Source organism: Rhizobium sp. 05L429 (assembly GCF_056397645.1).
Genome location: NZ_JBFTNV010000032.1, coordinates 46,535 through 65,614, shown reverse-complemented (window position 1 = coordinate 65,614; position 19,080 = coordinate 46,535). Strand labels below are relative to the sequence as shown.

Below are 19,080 nucleotides of genomic sequence, written 5' to 3'. Positions count from 1 at the left end.
CTCCTCGCCCAAACGGAATGCAATTTTTTTTGCAGAGGAGAAAGTTATGTCAATGAAATTGCAGAATACGGTTGCGGCCAGTGTTGTCGCCTTGATGTCCATGGTTGGCTCAGCGCATGCCGATACGACGGTGAAATTCTGGCACAGCTTCAGCAAATCCTCCGGCGAGGCGCTCAACAAGATCATCGCAAATTTCGAGGCCGCCAACCCCGGGATTCATATCGAAGGCGAGTTCGTCGGCGACTACAACGACATCGTCGCCAAGTTGCAGGCGGCCATCCCCGCGAAACGTGCACCTGATGCCGTCATCATGGAAGTCACCCGCTACGGCCTCTTCGCCGACCGCGGCGCGCTGATCGACCTCACGCCCTATTTCAATGCCGACCCGCTGAAGGACGACCTCTACGACTACGCCCGTGAGGTTGGCGTCTACAACGGCAAGAACTACATCGTGCCGTTCAACTCCTCGACKCCGGTCCTCTATTACAACAAGGATATCCTCGCGCGTGCCGGCTTCACGACGGAACCGCCGCTGAAGACTTTCGCAGATATTCTTGCCGTTTCGAAGACAATCACCGAAAAGCTCGGCTCGGAAGGCATTACCGGCATTGCAGCCCCCGGCCAGTTCGCCCGCTGGGGTCTCGTCATGTCCAACGACAGCGAGCTGATCGATTCCAAGACCAACGACATCCTGCTCGACTCGCCGAACACGATCGAGGCCTATCAGTGGATGGCTTCGCTGGTTCATGACCAGAAGGTCGCCTCTCCCGATGGCGTCACCGACGAGGATGTCGGCCGCGACGCTTTTTACGCCGGCAAGGTCGGCATATCCCTGAACTCGACAGGTGACTATGGCGGCGCCAGGAAGGCGCTCGGCGACAAGCTCGCAGTCCGCTCGATGCCCTGCAACAAGGTTTGCTCTGTTCCGATCGGCGGCGCCGGCATCGGCATCCTGGCAACCTCGCCGAAGGACGTTCAGGATGCTGCCTACAAGTTCATCAGCTATGCCGCTTCGCCGGAAGCCAATGCCGTCTGGTTCGCCGCGACCGGCTACCTGCCGATCAACAAGAAGAGTGCCGCCCAGCCAGTTGCCGCCGAGGCGCTTGCCAAAAAGCAGGGCATCGACGTTGCCATCAAGCAGCTCGACTTCGCCCATGGTCGCGCCCGTCCGCCGGTCGTCACCTGGATGCGCGCGACGGAGTACAAGATGTGGGAAGCCATGGCGCTCGGCCAGCGCGATGTCACTGAAACGATGAAAGACTTCGCGACCCAGACCCGCGAAGAAGCCAAGCGTTCCGGCAACTAAGCCTCCCCCTTCAGCAAGACGGCGGGCCTTAAACAGCTCGTCGTCTCAACTGTCTCGGTCCCATGCTGCGGAAACTCACGCCTTATTTCCTCGTCGCACCGCTGATCATCTTCATCACGGTCTTCACCTATATCCCCGTTATTACCAGTGTGAACCTCAGCTTCCGGCACTGGGACTTTCTGTCGCCGACCATGCCCTTCGTCGGTTTCGAGAACTACCGCCTGCTGCTGAATTCCCGCGACTTCTGGAATGCGCTGCAGGTGACTGCACTCTTTGCGCTGATTTCCGTACCGATCAGGCTGGCGCTGGCGCTCGCGGTCGCGAGCTATCTCGTCCGCGAGACATTGCCGTCGCGGCTTCTGCGCGGGGCGCTGTTTCTGCCTTCCGTTACCTCAACCGTCTCGATTGCGGTCGTCTTCTCCTGGCTCTTCGCTACCGATTACGGCATGGTGAACGCCGTCCTCACCTCGCTCGGCCTCGGGAAAGTGCCGTGGCTGCAGGATCCGCAGCTTGCCCTCTGGGTGCTGATTTTCGTCAATACGTGGAAACAGCTCGGCTACGATATCGTCATCTATATTGCCGGCCTGCAGGCTGTGCCGCAGGAGCTTTATGATGCCGCTGCCATCGATGGCGGCAGGYGTTTCCATGTCTTCCGCCGGGTCACCGTCCCGCTCGTCATGCCGACCACCTATTTCCTGCTGGTGATTTCGGTGATCGAAGCCTTCCAGGTTTTCACCATCGTCAACATCATGACCCATGGCGGCCCCGCGGGTGCTACCGACATGCTCGTCAACCTGCTTTATCGCGTGGGTTTCACTCTCTTCGACATCGGCAGGGGCTCGGCACTCGCCGTCCTGCTCTTCATTTTCCTGATCGTGCTGGCGCTGATCAAATCCTTCGTCATCGGCCGGAAGGTGCATTATGAAGCTTGAAAACCCGCTCTTGACCGGCCTCGCGCTGCTTGCCGGGCTGATCTTTTTGTCGCCMGTTCTTTACTCCATCTGGATGTCCTTCGAGACGGCGCAATCCTATTATACCGGCAGGTACGAGTTCACGCTGGACAACTATGTCCGCGCCGTCACCGAGTACAATTTCGCCCGTTATCTCGCAAACAGCATCATCGTTTCGGGTCTGGTGACGCTGCTCGGCATCACGATCGCCACCATGGCCGCCTTCGCCTTAGCGCGCTTCCAGTTCCGCGGCGGCAACCTGCTCTTCGGCGCGACGGTCGCCACATTGATGATCCCGAGCCATATCAGCCTGATCCCCAACTATCTGACGCTTGCCAAGGCCGGCCTGCTCGACACTTACGCCGGCCTCATCCTGCCGGCGATCTCGAACGGCTTTGCTGCCTTCTTCCTGCGCCAGTACATCAAGGGCATTCCGAAGGCTCTGGACGAGGCCGCCTATATGGACGGAGCCACACCGCTGCAGGTGCTCTGGCGGGTGATCGTGCCGATCGCCAGGCCGGCGATCTTCTCGATGGGTCTCTACATCTTCATCAGCGAATGGAACAACTACATCTGGCCGCTGGTGGCCGTCGGCAAGGAAGACCTCTACACGCTGCAGATCGGCCTTGCCCGCCTCTATCGTATCAATCCCGGCGAGGGCCTGGTCGACTGGCCGCTCGTCATGGCCGCCTGCACCCTCAGCATCCTGCCGGTGCTGCTCGGCTTTCTGCTGGTCGAGCGCCATCTCGTGCGCGGCATTACGCTCGGCGCGGTCAAATAGATCCATGAAGAAGGACAAGCATAGAATGACACGCATCGCATCGCACCGCGGCGGCACTCTGGAATTCGGCGACAGCACGCCGCAAGGCTTTGCTGCGACGGCAAGAATGCTACTGGAGGAGGTGGAATTCGACGTCCATCCGACAGCCGATGGCGCGATCATGGTCCATCACGACGCAACGCTGGACGGGACGACGGACCGTAGCGGTGCGATCGCCGCCATGAGCGAAGCAGAAGTCCGGGTCGCTATCATCAACTACGGCAACGGTGGGCATCCGATCTCGCTTGCCGAGCTTTGCACCCTCTACGCCGACAGCACGGTGGATTTCCGCTGCGAGATAAAGCCTGGCGTCGACGGTCGCCCCTATGAGAATTTTGTGCCTCGCGTCGTCGAAACCCTCGCCCGTCACGGCATGCTGGAAAGAACGATCTTCTCCTCCTTTCTGGTGGAGTCGCAGGATGCGCTTTCGGCGGCTACCAGCCGGCCAAAACTCTGGCTCGTCAGCCCGCCGGTCTTGCGTCAGCTCGGACCAGCAGCTGTCATCGAAGTCGCCAAAGCTCACGACATCCCCGAACTCGGCGTCCATGTTGATACGGCCGATTCCATATTGATGGCCGAGATCGAGAACGCCGGGCTCGATTTCGGCTGCTGGGCTGCCCATTCGGCCAGACAGATCGAGAAGGTGCTGGCGCTCGGCATCAAGGTCTTCACGACGGACAGGCCTAGCCTTGCAATCGCCATTCGCGACCGCTTCCGGGCAGAGGCCGCCCAATGAGCGGCATCATCCTTCGAGACATCAGGAAATCCTATCCCGGCGGGCCGGAAATCCTGCATGGCGTTTCCATGGATATCAAATCAGGCGAATTCATCGTCATCGTCGGCCCGTCCGGCTGCGGCAAGTCCACGTTGTTGCGCCTGATTGCCGGCCTGGAACGCTGCGAACAGGGCGATATCGAAATAGGTGGAAAGCGAGCAAATGATCTCGCCCCGCAGGATCGTGACATCGCCATGATCTTCCAGAACTACGCGCTCTATCCGCATATGACGGTGCGCGAGAATATCGCTTTCGGTTTGGAACTGCGCGGCATGCCGAAAGCCGAACGCAATGCGCGCGCCCAAAATGTGGCCAGAACGCTGCAGCTCGAAGCCTATCTTGATCRCAAGCCGGGCGCGCTGTCCGGCGGCCAGCGTCAGCGTGTGGCGATGGGCCGCGCCATGGCGCGCAACAGCTCCATCTTCCTGATGGACGAGCCGCTGTCGAACCTCGACAACGCACTGCGCATTGCAATGCGCACCGAGATCAAGGAGTTGCATCGCCAGCTCGGCGCCACCATCGTCTATGTCACGCATGATCAGACCGAGGCGCTTTCGTTGGCCGACAGGATTGCCGTGATGAAGGATGGCGACCTCTTGCAGTTCGACACACCGGAAGCGATCTACGACCAGCCGCAGAACCGCTTTGTTGCTGGTTTCCTCGGCGTTCCCGCGATGAATTTCCTGCCTGTCGAACATCTCCCCGGCTGGCAGGGCCGAGCAAACTTGACGGCTGGGCTGAGGCCCGAATGCATGGCGATCCGCGCCGAAAAGCCGCGTGAGCCTGCCCTGCCCGCTCGGCTTATGCTGTCTGAAATGACAGGTTCTGATATGATCCTGCACTGTGACAGTCCAGCCGGACGCATTACGCTCATCAGTCCCCGCAAGGACGTGCCACGCCACGCCGACAACTTCTGGGTCACGTGCGACCTTGACCGGGCCGTGTTTTTCGATAACCAGAGCGGGAGCCGCGTCGATCTTTCAGCTGGAGATCGCCGAATTTAGACGCCGCTGACTGGTCCCGGCCCCGAAAAGCTGCTCCATGAGACGTGATGCGATGGAAAGACCGAACGAAATTCCGCAACTTCTCGGCGATCTTATCAGCCGCAATTCGACAAAGCTCACCGAGKCCGACACACGCCTTCTCGACGTGATGATGCAGGACCCGATCCGCGCAGCGATGGAAAACGGCAAGACTGTCTCCTTCCGCGCCGGTGTGCATCCGGCTTCGGCCGTACGGCTGGCGCGCCGTCTCGGTTTCAAGGGCTATCCTGAATTCAGGACTTTCCTGCAGGCCAATCTCATCGAAGGTGGCGGCGATTTCGAAAGCCCGGCCGCCCGCATGGCCGCCCGTCTCGTCCGGGCGGAGGAAGGCGGTGTCCTTTCCTCTGTGCTCGACAGTGAAATTGCTGCACTTCAGCAGGTCAGAAACGCTGTAGCGGACGCCGATGTCAGGGGGTTTTCTGAAGTGTTGCGCGATTGTCGCCGGGTGTTTGTCTTCGGGCGCGGTCATTCCGCCGCCCTTTCCTCACTCATCGCACTCAGGCTCAATCGGTCTGGCTATCCGTCAATCGATCTCGGGAGCCAGATGCACCTGATCGCTGAAGCGCTGGCGACGTTGGGACCGGGCGATGTCGTCTGGCTCTTCGCCTTCCGCAAGGCTTCACCACTCATCCATCAGATCAGGAAGGTCGCAGCCGAAGGAGGCGCCAAGGTTCTGGCACTGACTGATCTGCTCAGCGCCCGCATCGACCCCGCGCCCGATCGGCAGATCTCGGTTTCCCGTGGCGAAGCTGGCGAATCGCAGTCTCTTGTCGTTCCCATGACGATCGCCAACGCCGTCATTCTCGATCTTGCCGCCATTGATGACGGCCGCTCGCTGCGGGCACTCAGCAGTTTCAAGGCGTTCCGCGCGGACCGCGGTCTATCGCCGGTGATTCTGTAGCGCCAAAACCCTGGAAACGACTGACCGCGCCTGCGGTTCACCCGATGATCGCCGAGTTGTATCCGGGAAGCATTTCCGTCTCCCGGATACCTGCATTCGAAGCTCAAGCCGCCCGAGCGGCCTTGGCTGGAATCTCCACATCGATTTCGAGAATCGAAAAATTCTCGCCGCGATCGATCCTTATCTGCAGGCGATCACCTTCGATTTCGACGTGTTTGGCGATAACCGCGAGGATCTCCTCTCTGAGAAGAGACACGAGATCCGAGCCGGGGGACACGCGTTCGTGCGCTAGCAGCAGTTGCAGGCGCTCGCGCGCGATCGGCGCAGTTTTCTTCTTCTGAAAGAAATCAAATACGCTCATGCTGCCCTCCGTCCGAAGATCTTGCCGAACAGGCCGCGCTTCTCGCCGGGTACCGTCACCGGGAGAACTTCGCCCGRAAGGCGACGGACCGCTTCGAAATAGGCCCTTGCCGGGGCGCTATTCTGGTCCGCAAGCGTGACCGGAGCGCCGAGGTTGGAAGCGCGCAGCACATCCATGCTTTCCGGAATGATGCCGAGCAGCGGGATCGACAGGATCTCGAGCACGTCATCCACCTTCAGCATATCGCCGCGTTCGGCGCGGGTGACATCGTAGCGGGTCAGAAGCAGGTGCTTTTCAATGCGCTCGCCTCTTTCTGCCTTTTCCGTCTTGGCATCCAGAAGACCGATGATGCGATCGGCATCGCGCACCGAGGAGACTTCCGGATTGGTGACGATGACGGCGATATCGGCATGGCGCATCGCAAGCGTTGCGCCGCGCTCGATGCCGGCGGGGCTGTCGCAGATAACCCAGTCGAAATGCGTCTTCAATTCGTTGACGACGCGCTCGACACCTTCAGCGGTGAGGCAATCCTTATCGCGAGTCTGCGATGCGGGCAGTAGAAACAGCGTTTCCAACCGCTTGTCGCGGATCAGCGCCTGGGTCAGCTTCGCCTCGCCCTGGATGACATTGATCATGTCATAGACGACACGACGCTCAGCGCCCATGACGAGATCGAGGTTGCGAAGGCCGACGTCGAAGTCGACGACGACGACCTTCTCGTTCCTTTGCGCCAGCGCCGCCCCCAACGCTGCAGTCGAGGTTGTCTTGCCAACGCCACCTTTACCCGAGGTTACAACAATGACTTTTCCCATATCCCTCTCCTGTTTCAACCATTCACCCTGTTAGACCAGTCGCGATGCCATGATCGCGTCGTCCTCAAGCCACAATTGCGCAGGCTGACCGCGCAAGTTTGCCGGCAGATCGTCTGCCGTCTTGTAAATCCCGTCGATCGCCAGAAGCTCGGCCTCCAGTTTGCGGCAGAAAATTCGCGCCGCCGAATTGCCGATCGATCCGGCGAGCGCCCGTCCGCGAAGCGCGCCATAAACATGGATCGAGCCACCAGCGATCACCTCCGCTCCCGAAGCGATAGATCCGATGACCGTCACGTCGCCTTCCGGAAACACGATCGACTGGCCGGAACGCACAGGCTCGTGCAGAACCAGCGACGACGGAGCAGCGCGCACAACCGATGGCGCAGCAACCTCCCGACGAACCTCCGCAGGCTCCGCCTTGCGTGGCTTCTGCGCTTCAGCCTGGGCATCAGCTGCGGGCATTTCTACGTCAGCCGCGGGGCGACCTCCGACCATGCCCGGCGGCATGCTGGCGTCGAGCTGCGATGGCCGTGCGCCTTCGATACCCATAACCCTCACGCCACGCTCGCCGAGAGCTGCAACCATCGCTTTCAATGCGGCGCGGTCGAGAGAGAGCTCGCTCACATCGAGAACGACAGGCCTGCCAAGAAAGAACCCGGCAGAGCGTGCAGCGAGGTCGTCAAGCCGCGTGAGCCAATCCTCGAACGGCAGATCCGGTGTGAGCACGACCGCCAGAAACGACCTGCCTTTGATACGAATGGAGCGTGCGTCAGTTAACACGTTAGTAAACTTGGTTAATTTCGATTTAAAAGCAGTAGCTGCTTCATGGTTAACAAATCGTTAACGCGGGGCTCGTGAGGCAAAAAAATGGCTCCATGAGCGGCGGAAACCCATCCGCTAAATCTCCTGCCCCTGGCCGAATTCAGCAAGAACTTCGCCCATAAAATCAAAGCCTTCCACCCCATGTTCACCGCTCCTCGAGGGCCGACTACAGCGCTGCAGGCAAAATTAACGCTTGCGCATGCATTTTAATTAGGTAAGTTGCCTAACAAATGGATGGATACAAATGATTGCTGGTATTGATATCGGAGGCACCAAGACGCAGATCCTCACTGAGGAAAATGGCGGCGTCGTTGGCGAAAGGCATGTGCTGACGACGGAATGGCGCGGCAGGACCGATCACGATTCGGATGCCAGAGCTCTTGCTTCATTGATTCTCGCAACGGCTGGCGAATCGATGCCGACGGCAACGGTCGTCGGCGCACACGGATGCGACAGTGACGAGGACCGGCTTGCGCTTCAGGCGAGACTTTCACAGCTGCTGACGGGCAATGTTCTCGTGCTCAATGATTCCGAACTGCTGCTGCCGGCCTCCGGCAAGACAAGCGGCATTTCGGTCATCAGCGGCACGGGGTCGATAGCGGTCTCTCGCGATCAGCAGAGGCGGATGATCGCGGCCGGCGGATGGGGCTGGTATCTTGGCGACGAGGGAAGTGCTAGCGGGCTGGTCCGCGAAGCGGCCCGTTCCGTTCGCCTGTCGCTTGACGAGGGCAACACGCTGGATCCACTCGGTCAAACCCTTCTTGATGCGCTGTCTATCTCCTCGCCGATCGAGATCGGCCGCGCACTTGCGGAGTTCGGGACCGCCGCCGGTATCGGACAATTCGCACCCCTGGTTTTCGAAGCGGCCGAAGGCGGCTCGAAGATCGGCGGCAAGGTCATCACCGACGCGGGCGCTTCGCTTTCCCGGCTTGTCGAGCAGCTCGTCGCACGCGGTGCGCCGCAGAACGCCGTCGTGACCGGAGGCGGCGTCATCATCAACCAGCCCCGGCTGCTTTCCGCCTTCCAAGCCGCCCTCGCCCACCGACTACCCGACATGGAGCTGACGCTGCTGAGAGATCCGCCCGTTTTCGGAGCCATCGCGCTCGCGCGGAAACTGAACGCCGGCGGCCTGCCTGAGGATTTGCCATTGCCGCATGCCGGTGGAGTGCTGAAAGCCGACAATGACGGGAGAKCTGCATGACGCCACAGAAGATCATCCCGGCGAGAAACTGGGGGCAGCGCGTAGCAGCGGCCCTTCTCATAGCCATCGTCGCTCTGCTGATATTCATGGTGGGCACGAGCCGGCACGTCACTTGGTCTGCCATTCCGCAATATCTCTTCGACGAGACGATCCTTGACGGCATCAGGCTGACAATCCTCTTTACCGTCCTGTCGATGGTCATCAGTATCGTGGCTGGCGCGATCCTCGCAACCATGCGGCTTTCGCCCAACCCCGTCCTATCAGGCTTTGCGAGCCTTTATATCTGGTTCTTTCGCGGCACACCGTTGCTCGTCCAGATCATCTTCTGGTTCAACATCCAGCTCTTCATCCCGAGCATCGACATCGGCTCGTTTCACCTCGACACCAATGTGATCGTGACCGCTTTCGTCGCCGCGCTGCTCGCCCTCAGCCTCAACGAGGCGGCCTATATGGCGGAGATCATTCGCGGCGGGTTACTTGCAGTCGACAGCGGCCAGCATGAAGCTGCCAAGGCACTCGGCTATACGCCGGCCCAATCCATGGTGCGGATCATCTTTCCGCAGGCGCTTCGCGTCATCATTCCGCCGATCGGCAATCAGACGATCTCCATGCTGAAGACGACCTCGCTCGTTTCGGTCGTCGCGGCCCAGGATCTGTTGACCCGCGCGCAGAACATCTACGCGCGAAACTTCCTGATCATCGAGCTGCTGATTGTGGCAAGCATTTGGTACCTCGTCATGACGACGGTAGCGTCGGCCATCCAATACCTCATCGAGCGACGTCTCGGAAAATCGRCACAACAGGCGCCCGGCCTCTGGCGGAGCGCTCTTCGCCTCATGCGCGCCGACGGGAGAAACGGATGAGCGCCCTCAGCACCCCCTCCCCAACCTCGCCCATCATCGAGGCGATCGACGTCCACAAGTCTTTCGGCTCACTCGAAGTACTCAAAGGCATCAATCTCTCGGTCAAAAAAGGAGAGGTCGTCTGCCTGCTTGGACCTTCTGGCAGTGGCAAATCGACCTTTCTTCGGTGCATCAACCATCTGGAGCGGATGACGAGCGGCCGCATTCTCGTCGATGGCCAGCTCATCGGCTATCGCGAGCGCGGCGGCACGCTGCATGAAATGAGTGGCAAGGAGCTGGCGGTCCAGCGTCGTGACATCGGCATGGTGTTCCAGCGCTTCAATCTCTTTGCTCATCAAGATGCCCTGACCAACATTTCCCAGGCACCGATCCTCAATCGCGGCCTGACGGGTGAAGAGGCGCACACCGACGCCCGGAAACTTTTGAAGATGGTGGACCTTGAGGGGCGCGGCGACGCATACCCCTATCAATTGTCCGGAGGACAGCAGCAGCGCGTGGCAATCGCCCGGGCGCTCGCCATGAACCCGAAGCTCATGCTTTTCGACGAACCCACCTCCGCACTCGACCCCGAACTTGTCGGCGAAGTGCTTGGTGTCATGCGCAAGCTCGCTTCCGACGGCATGACGATGATCGTCGTCACTCACGAACTCACCTTCGCCCGCGAGGTCGCCGACCGCGTGGTCTTCATGGATCAGGGCGTTGTCGTCGAGGAGGGACCGGCACGCGAGGTCCTCGACAATCCGAGACAGGAACGAACCCAAGCATTCTTGCGACGGATGCACTGACCGCGGGCAGGCACCAGAGCAAAAGGCCGCACGTCCTCCACGTGCATCAAGAAAAGGGGAATGACATGACAGGGAAGACCAATCTGGCGATCATGATCGCAGCTGCAGCCATACTTGCCAACAGCACCGCCTTTGCGGCCGGCGTCGATCAGAAGCTGCACGATATGTTGCCGGAGAAGATCAAATCGGCCGGCGAGATCAAGAACGGTACCGAGCCACAAACGCCCCCCTATGACTTTTACGGCGAAGACAACAAGACGATCATCGGCCTCGAGCGCGAGCTTCGCGAGGAAATGGGCGCACGCCTCGGCGTCAAGTTCACTGACATGCCGGCGCAGTTCGCCAGCATCATTCCGGGCATCCAGGCCGGCCGTTTCGACATGGGCATGTCGGCTTTCGGCGATTTCGCCGAGCGCGAAAAGATCGTCGATGTGGTCAACTACATGCTTGAAGGCACCAGCATCATCGTTCTCGAAGGTAATCCCAAGGGCGTGCACAAGCTGAAGGATGCCTGCGGTCTGAATGCCGGCGCCGTCCAGGGATCGATCCCTCTTCAGCTTCTCGACAAGCAGAAGGGCCTGTGCCCGGCTGACAGGCCGCTCAACGTCATGCAGTTCCCGTCGAACGACCAGATCAAGATCGCTCTCCAGAGCGGCCGCGTCGATCTTTCCATGGATACGACCGGTGTCGCCGCCTACAGCCTGCAGCACCAGCCGGAAAGCAACAAGAAACTGGAGCTCATCACGGGCGCTCAATATGCMGTCGGCTAMCAGGCGATGCTCGTCAGCAAGGAGAGCCCGGAGCTTCGCGATGCGCTTGCCGCAACCATGCAGTCGATGATCGATGACGGAAGCTATGCCAAAATCTTCGAGAAGTGGGGCCTCGGCGAAAACAAGCTCGACAAGGTCACCATCAATGATGCTGCCCGCTTTGCCGACTACATGAAGCTCGATTGAGAGATGCACCAAAGCAGGTGACCGGAGCCATCTATCCGGTCACCACCTCTACACATATGGGAATGATCATGACAGACAGAGTGCCCTATCGCGAGGCGATCGCGCTGCAGCCAGCCGCCCTCAATACCTGCTTCCGGACCGTCTCCACGCGGATTGAGACACTGGATGTCGAGCCGATAAAAGCCGGGCCGACAGTTCTGGTCGGCATCGGTGCCAGCCTCTATGCCGCCGTCGCGGCTGCCGCTCAGATGCGCGCACAGGGCCTGCGGGCCTTCGCCCTGCCGGGCACCGATCTCTATGATGCATCGATCGATGCGGGCGGTGCCTATATCGCATTTTCCGCCTCTGGCCGCAGTGAGGAGCCTGCGCGCGCGATGGAGCTTCGCCCCTTGGCCAACTCCTATGGCATCGCCAAGTCAGACGGCACGCCGATCTCGCGAGTGGTCAAGCATATGATCGCCACTGAAAGCGGCACCGACAGCGGCCCGAACACGACGAGCTACCTCGGTTCGCTCCTAAGCGCAGCCCTTGTGGCAGACAAGGCCGGGCGCCCTGCAGGCACGAACTGGGCCGAGATTTCGGCCAGGGCTGAAGCCGTACTCAAGCAAACGCGGGCGCAAGCCGACAAGGCGGCCAGACTTCTGGCCGGCAAGAAGTCCATCGACTGCGTTGGCGCCGGTGTTGCGCTCGGCACGGCGGGATATGCGGCCCTGCTCATTCGCGAGGCGGCCCGCGTTTCGGCCCAGGATTGGGACACGCTGAACTTCCTGCATGGACCGATGGAGCCGAACGACAAGGATAGTGGTGTGCTGCTCTTCGGCAACGGCCGTGAGGTCAAACTCGCTCAGGATCTGGCCACCTTCGGCATTCCCTCGGTTCTGGTGACCGCTCGCGAGGACGTGGTCGAAGCCGACAATCTAGTCGTTATCCATGTTCCCGCCTTTTCGGAAGGCATCGGCGATGCCATCCTGCAGGCCCTCCCGGCGCAACTCTTCATCGCTACATTGTCGGAAGAAGCCGGCCTGCCCGTCTGCGAATTCCGCTATCGTCAGACGGACACGAAACGCGGCGTCTAAAGAGATCAGGCGCTGACCTGATCCGATGTCTGCGCATCGGAATAGAGATAGGCGGGTTTTCCCTCCTCCCCGAGCAGTCTTGCCATCGCATAGTCCATGGCGAGACGCACGGCGCCGAGCACGGTCGCCTGATTAGACAAGCGGCCATTCACGACCTCTACGGGCCAGCACAATTCCTTCACGACATTCCTGACCCCCGGCAACAGCAGTGGGTTCTGCCCCACGCCGCCACCAAGGACGATGAGCTGCGGATCGAGAACACTGACACAGGCAGCGGCAAGATTGCCGATGTCACGCGCATGCTGCTCGACGAAGGCGCGTGCGGTCGGCGACTGCCCCGCACGAGCAAACAGCTCGCTAGCACTTTCCGGCGGCTTGCCTTCGTCGGCCGGCCATCTGGCGATTGTACGCTCCAGGAGGGATGCCGACCCCATATAAGTTTCGACTTGCTGCCATTTCGGTTGCTCCCGCTCTGACCAGGGAAATGGCAGATGGCCGATTTCACCCGCGCCGCCCTTGAAGCCACGAAACAGACGCCCGTCCAGAACGATGCCCATGCCGGTCTTCACGCCGATCTGCATGTAGATCGCAAAGGAATGATCTTTTGCCGCGCCCTCGTGATATTCGGCGAGCGCGGCACAATTGACGTTGTTTTCCAGCAGGACAGGTGCCCCATAGGTCGCGTGAAGACGCTCCAGAACCGGGATCAGCACCTCGCGCCCGGGCATTCTGTCGAGCGACGCCGAAATGATATTCGGAAGCGCGATAACCAAAGCACGCAACGGCATGGATTGTGCCTCGAACTGCGAAAGCAGTCGGGCGATCACTTCTTCCACCGCAAKGAAGCGCTCATCAGCTGATTTGTCGATGAGCGGCTGCTCCACAGTCGCTAAGGTGATGCCATCGAGACCGCGCGCGACGGCATTGATATGTGTCGTGCCGCAGTCGATCCCGACAACGAAGCCGGCTTTGGGGCCAAGCCCGTAAGCAACGGACGTGCGCCCGACCGAGCCGCGATTGATGCCGGCGGGCGCGAGAAGATCGAAACGTTCAAGCTCGCTGACAGCCGCAGACATGGTCGGCTTAGAGAACATGAGGGCCGCACTGAGTTGCGGCCTGGTCGCCGGACCGCTGCCTGCGATGGTTCTCAGCACTGCCCGCGCGCTATCGGTCAGCGGTGGCGCTTCGATCCTGGCCTTTTGCCAAACTGTGTTCAAGAGACACCTGGAACAATGATATTATTCGTAAGGCTCCCTTACCATTGGTATCTCAGGAATGACAGGCAGATTGCCGCCTGCGATTGTCGGTTTGTCTATGATTCAAACGCGGCAAGACATCGAGAGCTGCCATTCGACTGAAGAGCCATGTTCTTGCTAAAGTCGTGCCTGCACCCACAGAGTGATGCAGTCCATAGGGTGAGCTCAAAAATAAGAGTATGCGGGAAAATAATGACAAGCTTTTTGATTACGGGACCGGAAACAGCCAGCCTAACAATTCTCCTTGCGCATGGCGCTGGCGGAGCGATGGATTCCGCGTCGATGACGGTTCTATCGAAAGCGCTCGCAGACGGCGGTTTCAGGGTAGCACGCTTCGAGTTCGCCTATATGGCGCAGCGTCGCCTGACCGGAGCGGTCAAACCTCCGCTGCGCGCCGACCATCTTCTCGGCGAGTATCGCACCGCGATCGGCGAACTGGACGCCGGCAAACTGATCATCGGTGGTAAGTCGATGGGAGGCCGTGTCGCAAGCATGATCGCCGATGAGAGTTTTACGGCGAAGAAAGTCCGGGGCCTGCTTTGCCTCGGATATCCGTTTCACCCACCGGGAAGGCTGGATCAGCTTCGCACCGCGCATCTGGAAAACCTGCGCACGCCCACTTTGATCTGCCAGGGAACGCGTGATCCCTTCGGATCAAAGGAAGAAGTCGAATCGTATACGCTCTCAGATCATATCGATCTCCTCTGGCTGGAAGATGGCGACCACGATCTCAAGCCACGAAAGAAGATCTCCGGCTATTCCGCCGATGACCATCTGCGGCGGCTGTCCGAATACGCGACCACCTGGGCGATGCGGTTGTAGCGAGTGACATACTCTCGCAATGCGAGATATTTCTTCCGATATCAGCCGCTTATTCAATATTTGAGCTTATTCAGTAAACAATTTTACAGGTTTGCTTGATCGAATAGCGCCTTCGCGCATCAGCGCAGAAATCAGTTCCTGACAAAGCGACTCCAAGCTGAACATACGCTTTGTCATCCGACGGGAAATCAGTCATGGGCGCGATCGAAGCCAGGAAGATTGACGGCAATCTTTCCATCTATCTTGATTTGCTGCGGCTGGGCGCAGCCGTTGTCGTATTTCTCTCCCATGCGCATGTCTTCCTGCTCCCCTCCATCAAGATCGGACCTCTGGGTTGGGGACGGGAAGCAGTGGCGGTTTTCTTCGTTCTCTCCGGATTTGTCATCAGTTACGTTGGGCAGGTGAGCGAAAAGGAATGGCGCGTATACCTCGTCGCCCGCCTCGCCCGAATAATGCCCGTCGCTCTGCTGGCGATCGCGGTGATTTTCGTGKCAGACAGCATCGGGATGCATACGAACGCCTTCTACTATGATTTCATCAACACCGGATTTTTCGCTCCCGTGTCGGTCGAAGCCGCACTCGCCTACGTGACCTTCACCAATCAGTTGTGGTTTGCACATGCCGTTTTTGGCAGCGGCGAACCTTACTGGTCTCTCGGCTTCGAAGTTCAGTACTACCTGTTCTTCGGGCTGTTCGCGTTTTCGCCGCGGCGCGCGAAAACACCGTTGCTGTGCCTTTGGGCCGCTATCGCTGGCCCAAAAATCCTGATGTATATGCCGCTGTGGMTCATGGGCTGGTTGACGATGAAGTGCGTCATCGAACGTCCACCATTTCGGCGCCCCATCTCCATCGCAATGATCGGCACATCGGTCGCGCTCTTCATCAGCCTGAAATTTTTCTCCGATCGCGCTGCGACCAACATGTACGAGACTTGGTCACTGTCTCAAGAAGCGATCAATTTCGTCTACTTCAATCTCATCGGCGTTGCCGTCGTCCTGCACCTCATCGGCGCCGCATCACTGCTTAACCAGGCTCCGGTACTGTTCGAGAAAATAGGCCCGGCGATCAAATGGCTGGCCGGCGGCAGCTTTACGCTCTATCTTGTCCACCAGCCGCTCATCCTCATGTTTGCGTCCTTCCTGCATCCTGTGGAGGAGCATATTCCGATGGCAGCGGCCCTGCTCGTCGTCTGCTTCATCCTCTGTTTCGTGCTGGCGGAAGTCGCCGAACGGCGAAAGAAGTTCTTCGCCGCACTCGTCGTAACCCTGCTACCGGTGCTGTCGCGAACGGGCCAGAAAACGCCCGCCAATATTGCTTCGGACACAGTCCCTTCTGACGATACAGCGTCCTCGACGTCGCAGCTCATTCGGGTTCTTGAGGAAATGCAAAACGCGCTCGATGGAGAAGAAGAAGTGAGCGCCATCCGTGATGCACCGCCTCACGATCGCGCATCGCGCGCTTGAGTAGTTGGAACCTAGAACGCCTCTGAGAGAGCCTGATTCCGGCGTGCACGCAACCGCTGACCGATCTTCCGCCTCAGTGAACGCTCCGGAGCTTCATCACGGAGGCGAAATCTTCCGCCACCAGTTCGCTGATCGCAATCAACGTTTCCTCGATGGTGAAGCCGGAGGCGACGATGGCATCGATCAGGTCCTGCAGATCCGGTCCGATAGCCTCACGGCAATCGTCAAGCCGATCATCGGAAACCGTCAAACTACGCAACTCTTCCATGATGTGCCTTTCCAGAACAGAGAGCCAGAACAAAGGGCCGCCGGCATATGACGGCGGCGCTGCAATTATCGGCGTGCGGACGCGCGGCGTCTTGCGGTCGGCAGAAGCCCTTCGCGTTGCATCTTCTTGCGTGCAGCCTTGCGCTGCCGGGCAATTGCCTGGGCTTTTTCGCGGACACGCCGCTCAGAGGGCTTCTCATAGGCCCGACGCTCCTTCATTTCGCGAAATAGCCCTTCGCGTTGCATTTTCTTCTTCAGGGCGCGGAGCGCCTGTTCAACATTGTTGTCTCTGACAATGACTTGCATATTTTCTCCTTGCGGATGATGTTTTGGGGCCAGCTCGCCTGGCAAATCCTCGGCATTCGTTCTGCGACAATTGCGCAATCGAAGGCAGCCCTCGATGGACGGAGCACAAGATCATGCTTTACCACCGCGCTGCATCAGCGCGGCTGCAATGTGTGCTGAACCAGCCAATGGTCGATATTTGCGAAAATCTTGGCCAGACCGCGCATCTCCTTTTCAAAAGGAGACCTCGTCGTCCTGTGGGTTGTTACCCAATCGATAGCGGTGATGTGAGGTAAATAAGAAAGGCATACCGGCATTGCAAGGTAGCCTGATCCGCCTCGACGACAGCGCAACGGGAACTTTCTGAAGTCGCGCACATTCCCTTCGCCGAGCGCGGACCGTGTCAACCGGACGTGATAGGGATGGTGAACATGGCGATTTTTCCGGTTTCTCGCCACGGCTAACGAAATGGCAGACGAGCACCCAACCTCTCCGGTCCGCCTCACCCGTCTGATGGTCTCAGTGACTTCTCAATCTTCTGTAAATACTGGAGAAACTCATTCGCACAGGACGCGCCGACGCGGGTCGATCATGTTCTTCGGAGTCCCGATGTCGCTGGGCATCTTCTCTGACGGCGTCCGACACACTCCACGAGGCTGGGACCACAGGAGCGATCATGCGCCCGTCATGATTGAGCTCGACCTGCCTTATGAGACCGGCGGGAGCCCGTGAGTCCGCAATTATAGAGTGCCGGCGAAACCTCTTCGTCCGCACGTTCCGGAAAAAGTTGACGACGCATGCGATCGAGAGCCTCTGCTTCCTTGCGCGTTCTTGCAAGCAGATCGGTGGTGACATCGCCGTAGCGTGAGCCGTCTGCCGGAGCAACGCCGACAGTACCGCCGCTCGACAGGAAGTCGCAGAAGGATCGTACCGATCGAAGACGCGTGGTGATCTCGATATAGTAGCTATCGTGTCCGGCCATGCTCATCTCCTTTCGTCGTCAAAGGTTAACGCCCACTGCGTCAATATGATGGCACTGTTTGCGCCTTTCAACGGTACCATACCGAAAGCACCGCGTCATGTTGCGGCCATCGGTTKCCACGCCAGCATCGGAAGTTATTCTCTTCCGGCAGGAACATTCACCGCCCGGCCGCCTTTGTCCCCTCAAGGAGAATTGTCATGGCCGACGCTCGCACCACCTTCCATGAAGTCGTCTCGGAGATCGAGGCGCTCGCGACCCCAAATGCAACAGACCATTCCGGTCGCTGGACGGTCGAATATCTGACTCGACGCGAGGTCTTCTACCAGTTTTCGGGAAATCGCAGTCTCGCAGGCGAGGACGCGTCGGGGCATCGGTTTGACGGTACACGCGATACGCTGACGGCCCTGCCCGCAAATCTGCTCGTTCCCGCCATCGCCGACTTCGATAACAATACAATTATGGCATTCTATATCGGAGCAAGCACGTCGGTGACGACAATCGCTCGGGAAGCAGTCGATTGCTCCGTGCGGGCGCCGGAAGTGCTATTGGTGGACATCAGCGTCGATGACGAAGATCTGCTCGCAGGCACGAGATCCCTGACAAGACTGGCCTTCGTCGGGCTCGCTGCCAACGAAGGATCGTGCCCCCTTGTTCCATGCGCCGATGTCCTGACCATCAGTGACATGATCCATCCGTTCTGGTGCCACGGCAGACAGGTGGCCCGAGGTGGTCTACTGCAGATCAGGATCTGATGAGACAACTTCGTGCCAGATTAAATCGCTCGTCCTGTTGCAAGCCACCGCCGGGTCGTCGCTCAATCAAATAACTCGCCACGTCCAATCTGTCCTTGCTTCGCATCGATATCGCTGATTGGCGGATCGTTGGCAGGATCTGGATCTCTGGCGTTTGCGTCCTTGAGAGACCGTGCCGCCTCAACCAGCGCAACGGCCATTTCATCCGTGCCCCAACCCGCGGCGTTAGCATCGGCGATAAGCGCCTCCAGGGCAACGCGGGCAGCATCGGTCGCGTCCTGAAAACGACGCGTGGGATCATTGCTTGTCGGTGCTGGAAAACTCATATGCGTTCCTTTCAAGGGTTCGAACAAAGATGTGGTCCTCGAAGTGAACGCAGAGGACTGCAAATAGATGCGTCAAGCATCTCGACGTGAGACCCAAGCCAAAGCCGTGTCGACCACTGCTCCTCACGAACGCACATATTCTTCGGCAGATTCCAGTAGAGTGCAGCCTTGGGTGAACCACGCCGACGGCACCCTTCGGTGCACAACCGAAGGAGGGAAGGCTCCGGAACCAATCGCCAGCATATCAGTTGATACA

Annotated in this window: 22 protein-coding genes and 1 pseudogene; 15 read left to right on the top strand and 8 right to left on the bottom strand. The window is 59.2% G+C overall.

The window, feature by feature from the left end; all coding sequences use genetic code 11:
• Positions 1–46: 46 nt before the first annotated feature.
• The 6 genes from AC1DNW_RS27620 (at position 47) to AC1DNW_RS27595 (ending at position 5,795) form a co-directional block, all read left to right on the top strand.
• Entirely contained in the window at positions 47–1,306 is a 1,260-nt protein-coding gene (locus AC1DNW_RS27620) for an ABC transporter substrate-binding protein (protein ID WP_477854995.1), read from the top strand.
• Between the two features lie 62 nt (positions 1,307–1,368).
• Positions 1,369–2,238, top strand: coding sequence for a carbohydrate ABC transporter permease (locus tag AC1DNW_RS27615; RefSeq protein WP_477854994.1), 870 nt, complete (start codon positions 1,369–1,371; stop codon positions 2,236–2,238).
• On the top strand, positions 2,228–3,037 hold the full coding sequence (locus tag AC1DNW_RS27610; RefSeq protein ID WP_477854993.1) for a carbohydrate ABC transporter permease: 810 nt from the start codon (positions 2,228–2,230) through the stop codon (positions 3,035–3,037). The genes AC1DNW_RS27615 and AC1DNW_RS27610 overlap by 11 nt, the downstream gene beginning before the upstream one ends.
• A 25-nt stretch (positions 3,038–3,062) precedes the next feature.
• Complete coding sequence (locus tag AC1DNW_RS27605; protein ID WP_477854992.1) at positions 3,063–3,812, top strand: glycerophosphodiester phosphodiesterase family protein; 750 nt, start codon at positions 3,063–3,065, stop codon at positions 3,810–3,812.
• A complete protein-coding gene (locus AC1DNW_RS27600; protein WP_477854991.1) occupies positions 3,809–4,855 on the top strand; it encodes an ABC transporter ATP-binding protein in 1,047 nt (348 codons plus the stop codon). The genes AC1DNW_RS27605 and AC1DNW_RS27600 overlap by 4 nt, the downstream gene beginning before the upstream one ends.
• A 52-nt stretch (positions 4,856–4,907) precedes the next feature.
• Positions 4,908–5,795: a MurR/RpiR family transcriptional regulator gene (locus AC1DNW_RS27595; protein WP_477854990.1), complete on the top strand. Its 888-nt coding sequence runs from the start codon at positions 4,908–4,910 to the stop codon at positions 5,793–5,795.
• Positions 5,796–5,898: 103 nt separating this feature from the next.
• Here AC1DNW_RS27595 and minE read toward each other — a convergent pair whose 3' ends face one another.
• Genes minE through minC form a run of 3 tightly spaced genes read right to left on the bottom strand, consistent with a single transcriptional unit; the run spans position 5,899 to position 7,748 of the window.
• Positions 5,899–6,156 carry a cell division topological specificity factor MinE gene (gene minE, locus AC1DNW_RS27590; protein ID WP_113296336.1) on the bottom strand — a complete coding sequence of 86 codons (258 nt, stop codon included), beginning with the start codon at positions 6,154–6,156 and terminating at the stop codon, positions 5,899–5,901.
• Positions 6,153–6,968: a septum site-determining protein MinD gene (gene minD, locus AC1DNW_RS27585; protein WP_477854989.1), complete on the bottom strand. Its 816-nt coding sequence runs from the start codon at positions 6,966–6,968 to the stop codon at positions 6,153–6,155. The genes minE and minD overlap by 4 nt, the downstream gene beginning before the upstream one ends.
• 30 nt (positions 6,969–6,998) lie before the next feature.
• Positions 6,999–7,748: a septum site-determining protein MinC gene (minC, locus tag AC1DNW_RS27580; RefSeq protein ID WP_477854988.1), complete on the bottom strand. Its 750-nt coding sequence runs from the start codon at positions 7,746–7,748 to the stop codon at positions 6,999–7,001.
• A 286-nt stretch (positions 7,749–8,034) separates the two neighbouring features.
• Between minC and AC1DNW_RS27575 the strand changes: the two genes are divergently transcribed.
• From AC1DNW_RS27575 to AC1DNW_RS27555, 5 genes are all read left to right on the top strand, one after another.
• A complete protein-coding gene (locus tag AC1DNW_RS27575; protein WP_477854987.1) occupies positions 8,035–8,991 on the top strand; it encodes an N-acetylglucosamine kinase in 957 nt (318 codons plus the stop codon).
• Positions 8,988–9,854 (top strand): amino acid ABC transporter permease, encoded by an 867-nt coding sequence (locus tag AC1DNW_RS27570; RefSeq protein ID WP_477854986.1) that lies wholly within the window; start codon positions 8,988–8,990, stop codon positions 9,852–9,854. The genes AC1DNW_RS27575 and AC1DNW_RS27570 overlap by 4 nt, the downstream gene beginning before the upstream one ends.
• On the top strand, positions 9,851–10,639 hold the full coding sequence (locus tag AC1DNW_RS27565; RefSeq protein ID WP_477854985.1) for an amino acid ABC transporter ATP-binding protein: 789 nt from the start codon (positions 9,851–9,853) through the stop codon (positions 10,637–10,639). The genes AC1DNW_RS27570 and AC1DNW_RS27565 overlap by 4 nt, the downstream gene beginning before the upstream one ends.
• 65 nt (positions 10,640–10,704) lie before the next feature.
• Entirely contained in the window at positions 10,705–11,595 is an 891-nt protein-coding gene (locus tag AC1DNW_RS27560) for an ABC transporter substrate-binding protein (RefSeq protein WP_477854984.1), read from the top strand.
• A 68-nt stretch (positions 11,596–11,663) separates the two neighbouring features.
• Positions 11,664–12,671 carry an SIS domain-containing protein gene (locus AC1DNW_RS27555; RefSeq protein ID WP_477854983.1) on the top strand — a complete coding sequence of 336 codons (1,008 nt, stop codon included), beginning with the start codon at positions 11,664–11,666 and terminating at the stop codon, positions 12,669–12,671.
• Between the two features lie 5 nt (positions 12,672–12,676).
• Here the strand turns inward: AC1DNW_RS27555 and AC1DNW_RS27550 are convergent, their stop codons facing one another.
• Positions 12,677–13,888, bottom strand: a complete 1,212-nt coding sequence (locus tag AC1DNW_RS27550) for an ROK family transcriptional regulator (RefSeq protein ID WP_477854982.1) — start codon at positions 13,886–13,888, stop codon at positions 12,677–12,679.
• A gap of 231 nt (positions 13,889–14,119) precedes the next feature.
• On the opposite strand from AC1DNW_RS27550, the gene AC1DNW_RS27545 reads away from it, so the two are divergent.
• Positions 14,120–14,749 carry an alpha/beta hydrolase family protein gene (locus AC1DNW_RS27545; protein WP_477854981.1) on the top strand — a complete coding sequence of 210 codons (630 nt, stop codon included), beginning with the start codon at positions 14,120–14,122 and terminating at the stop codon, positions 14,747–14,749.
• Between the two features lie 194 nt (positions 14,750–14,943).
• On the top strand, positions 14,944–16,212 hold the full coding sequence (locus AC1DNW_RS27540) for an acyltransferase family protein (RefSeq protein ID WP_477854980.1): 1,269 nt from the start codon (positions 14,944–14,946) through the stop codon (positions 16,210–16,212).
• 73 nt (positions 16,213–16,285) lie between these two features.
• On the opposite strand, the gene AC1DNW_RS27535 is transcribed toward AC1DNW_RS27540, so the two are convergent.
• Positions 16,286–16,480: a hypothetical protein gene (locus AC1DNW_RS27535; RefSeq protein WP_477854979.1), complete on the bottom strand. Its 195-nt coding sequence runs from the start codon at positions 16,478–16,480 to the stop codon at positions 16,286–16,288.
• A 65-nt stretch (positions 16,481–16,545) separates the two neighbouring features.
• Complete coding sequence (gene rpsU, locus AC1DNW_RS27530; protein ID WP_477855007.1) at positions 16,546–16,785, bottom strand: 30S ribosomal protein S21; 240 nt, start codon at positions 16,783–16,785, stop codon at positions 16,546–16,548.
• A 515-nt stretch (positions 16,786–17,300) separates the two neighbouring features.
• Between rpsU and AC1DNW_RS27525 the strand changes: the two are divergent.
• Positions 17,301–17,496: pseudogene (locus tag AC1DNW_RS27525) on the top strand (exodeoxyribonuclease III); the annotation flags it as partial.
• On the opposite strand, the gene AC1DNW_RS27520 reads toward AC1DNW_RS27525, so the two are convergent.
• Positions 17,450–17,746 (bottom strand): hypothetical protein, encoded by a 297-nt coding sequence (locus AC1DNW_RS27520; RefSeq protein WP_113296324.1) that lies wholly within the window; start codon positions 17,744–17,746, stop codon positions 17,450–17,452. The pseudogene AC1DNW_RS27525 and the gene AC1DNW_RS27520 sit on opposite strands and share 47 nt — an antisense overlap.
• Positions 17,747–17,943: 197 nt before the next feature.
• Here AC1DNW_RS27520 and AC1DNW_RS27515 point away from each other — a divergent pair, with 197 nt between their 5' ends.
• A complete protein-coding gene (locus tag AC1DNW_RS27515; protein WP_477854978.1) occupies positions 17,944–18,498 on the top strand; it encodes a hypothetical protein in 555 nt (184 codons plus the stop codon).
• A 62-nt stretch (positions 18,499–18,560) separates the two neighbouring features.
• Here the strand turns inward: AC1DNW_RS27515 and AC1DNW_RS27510 are convergent, their stop codons facing one another.
• A complete protein-coding gene (locus AC1DNW_RS27510) occupies positions 18,561–18,824 on the bottom strand; it encodes a hypothetical protein (protein ID WP_113296322.1) in 264 nt (87 codons plus the stop codon).
• Positions 18,825–19,080 lie beyond the last annotated feature (256 nt).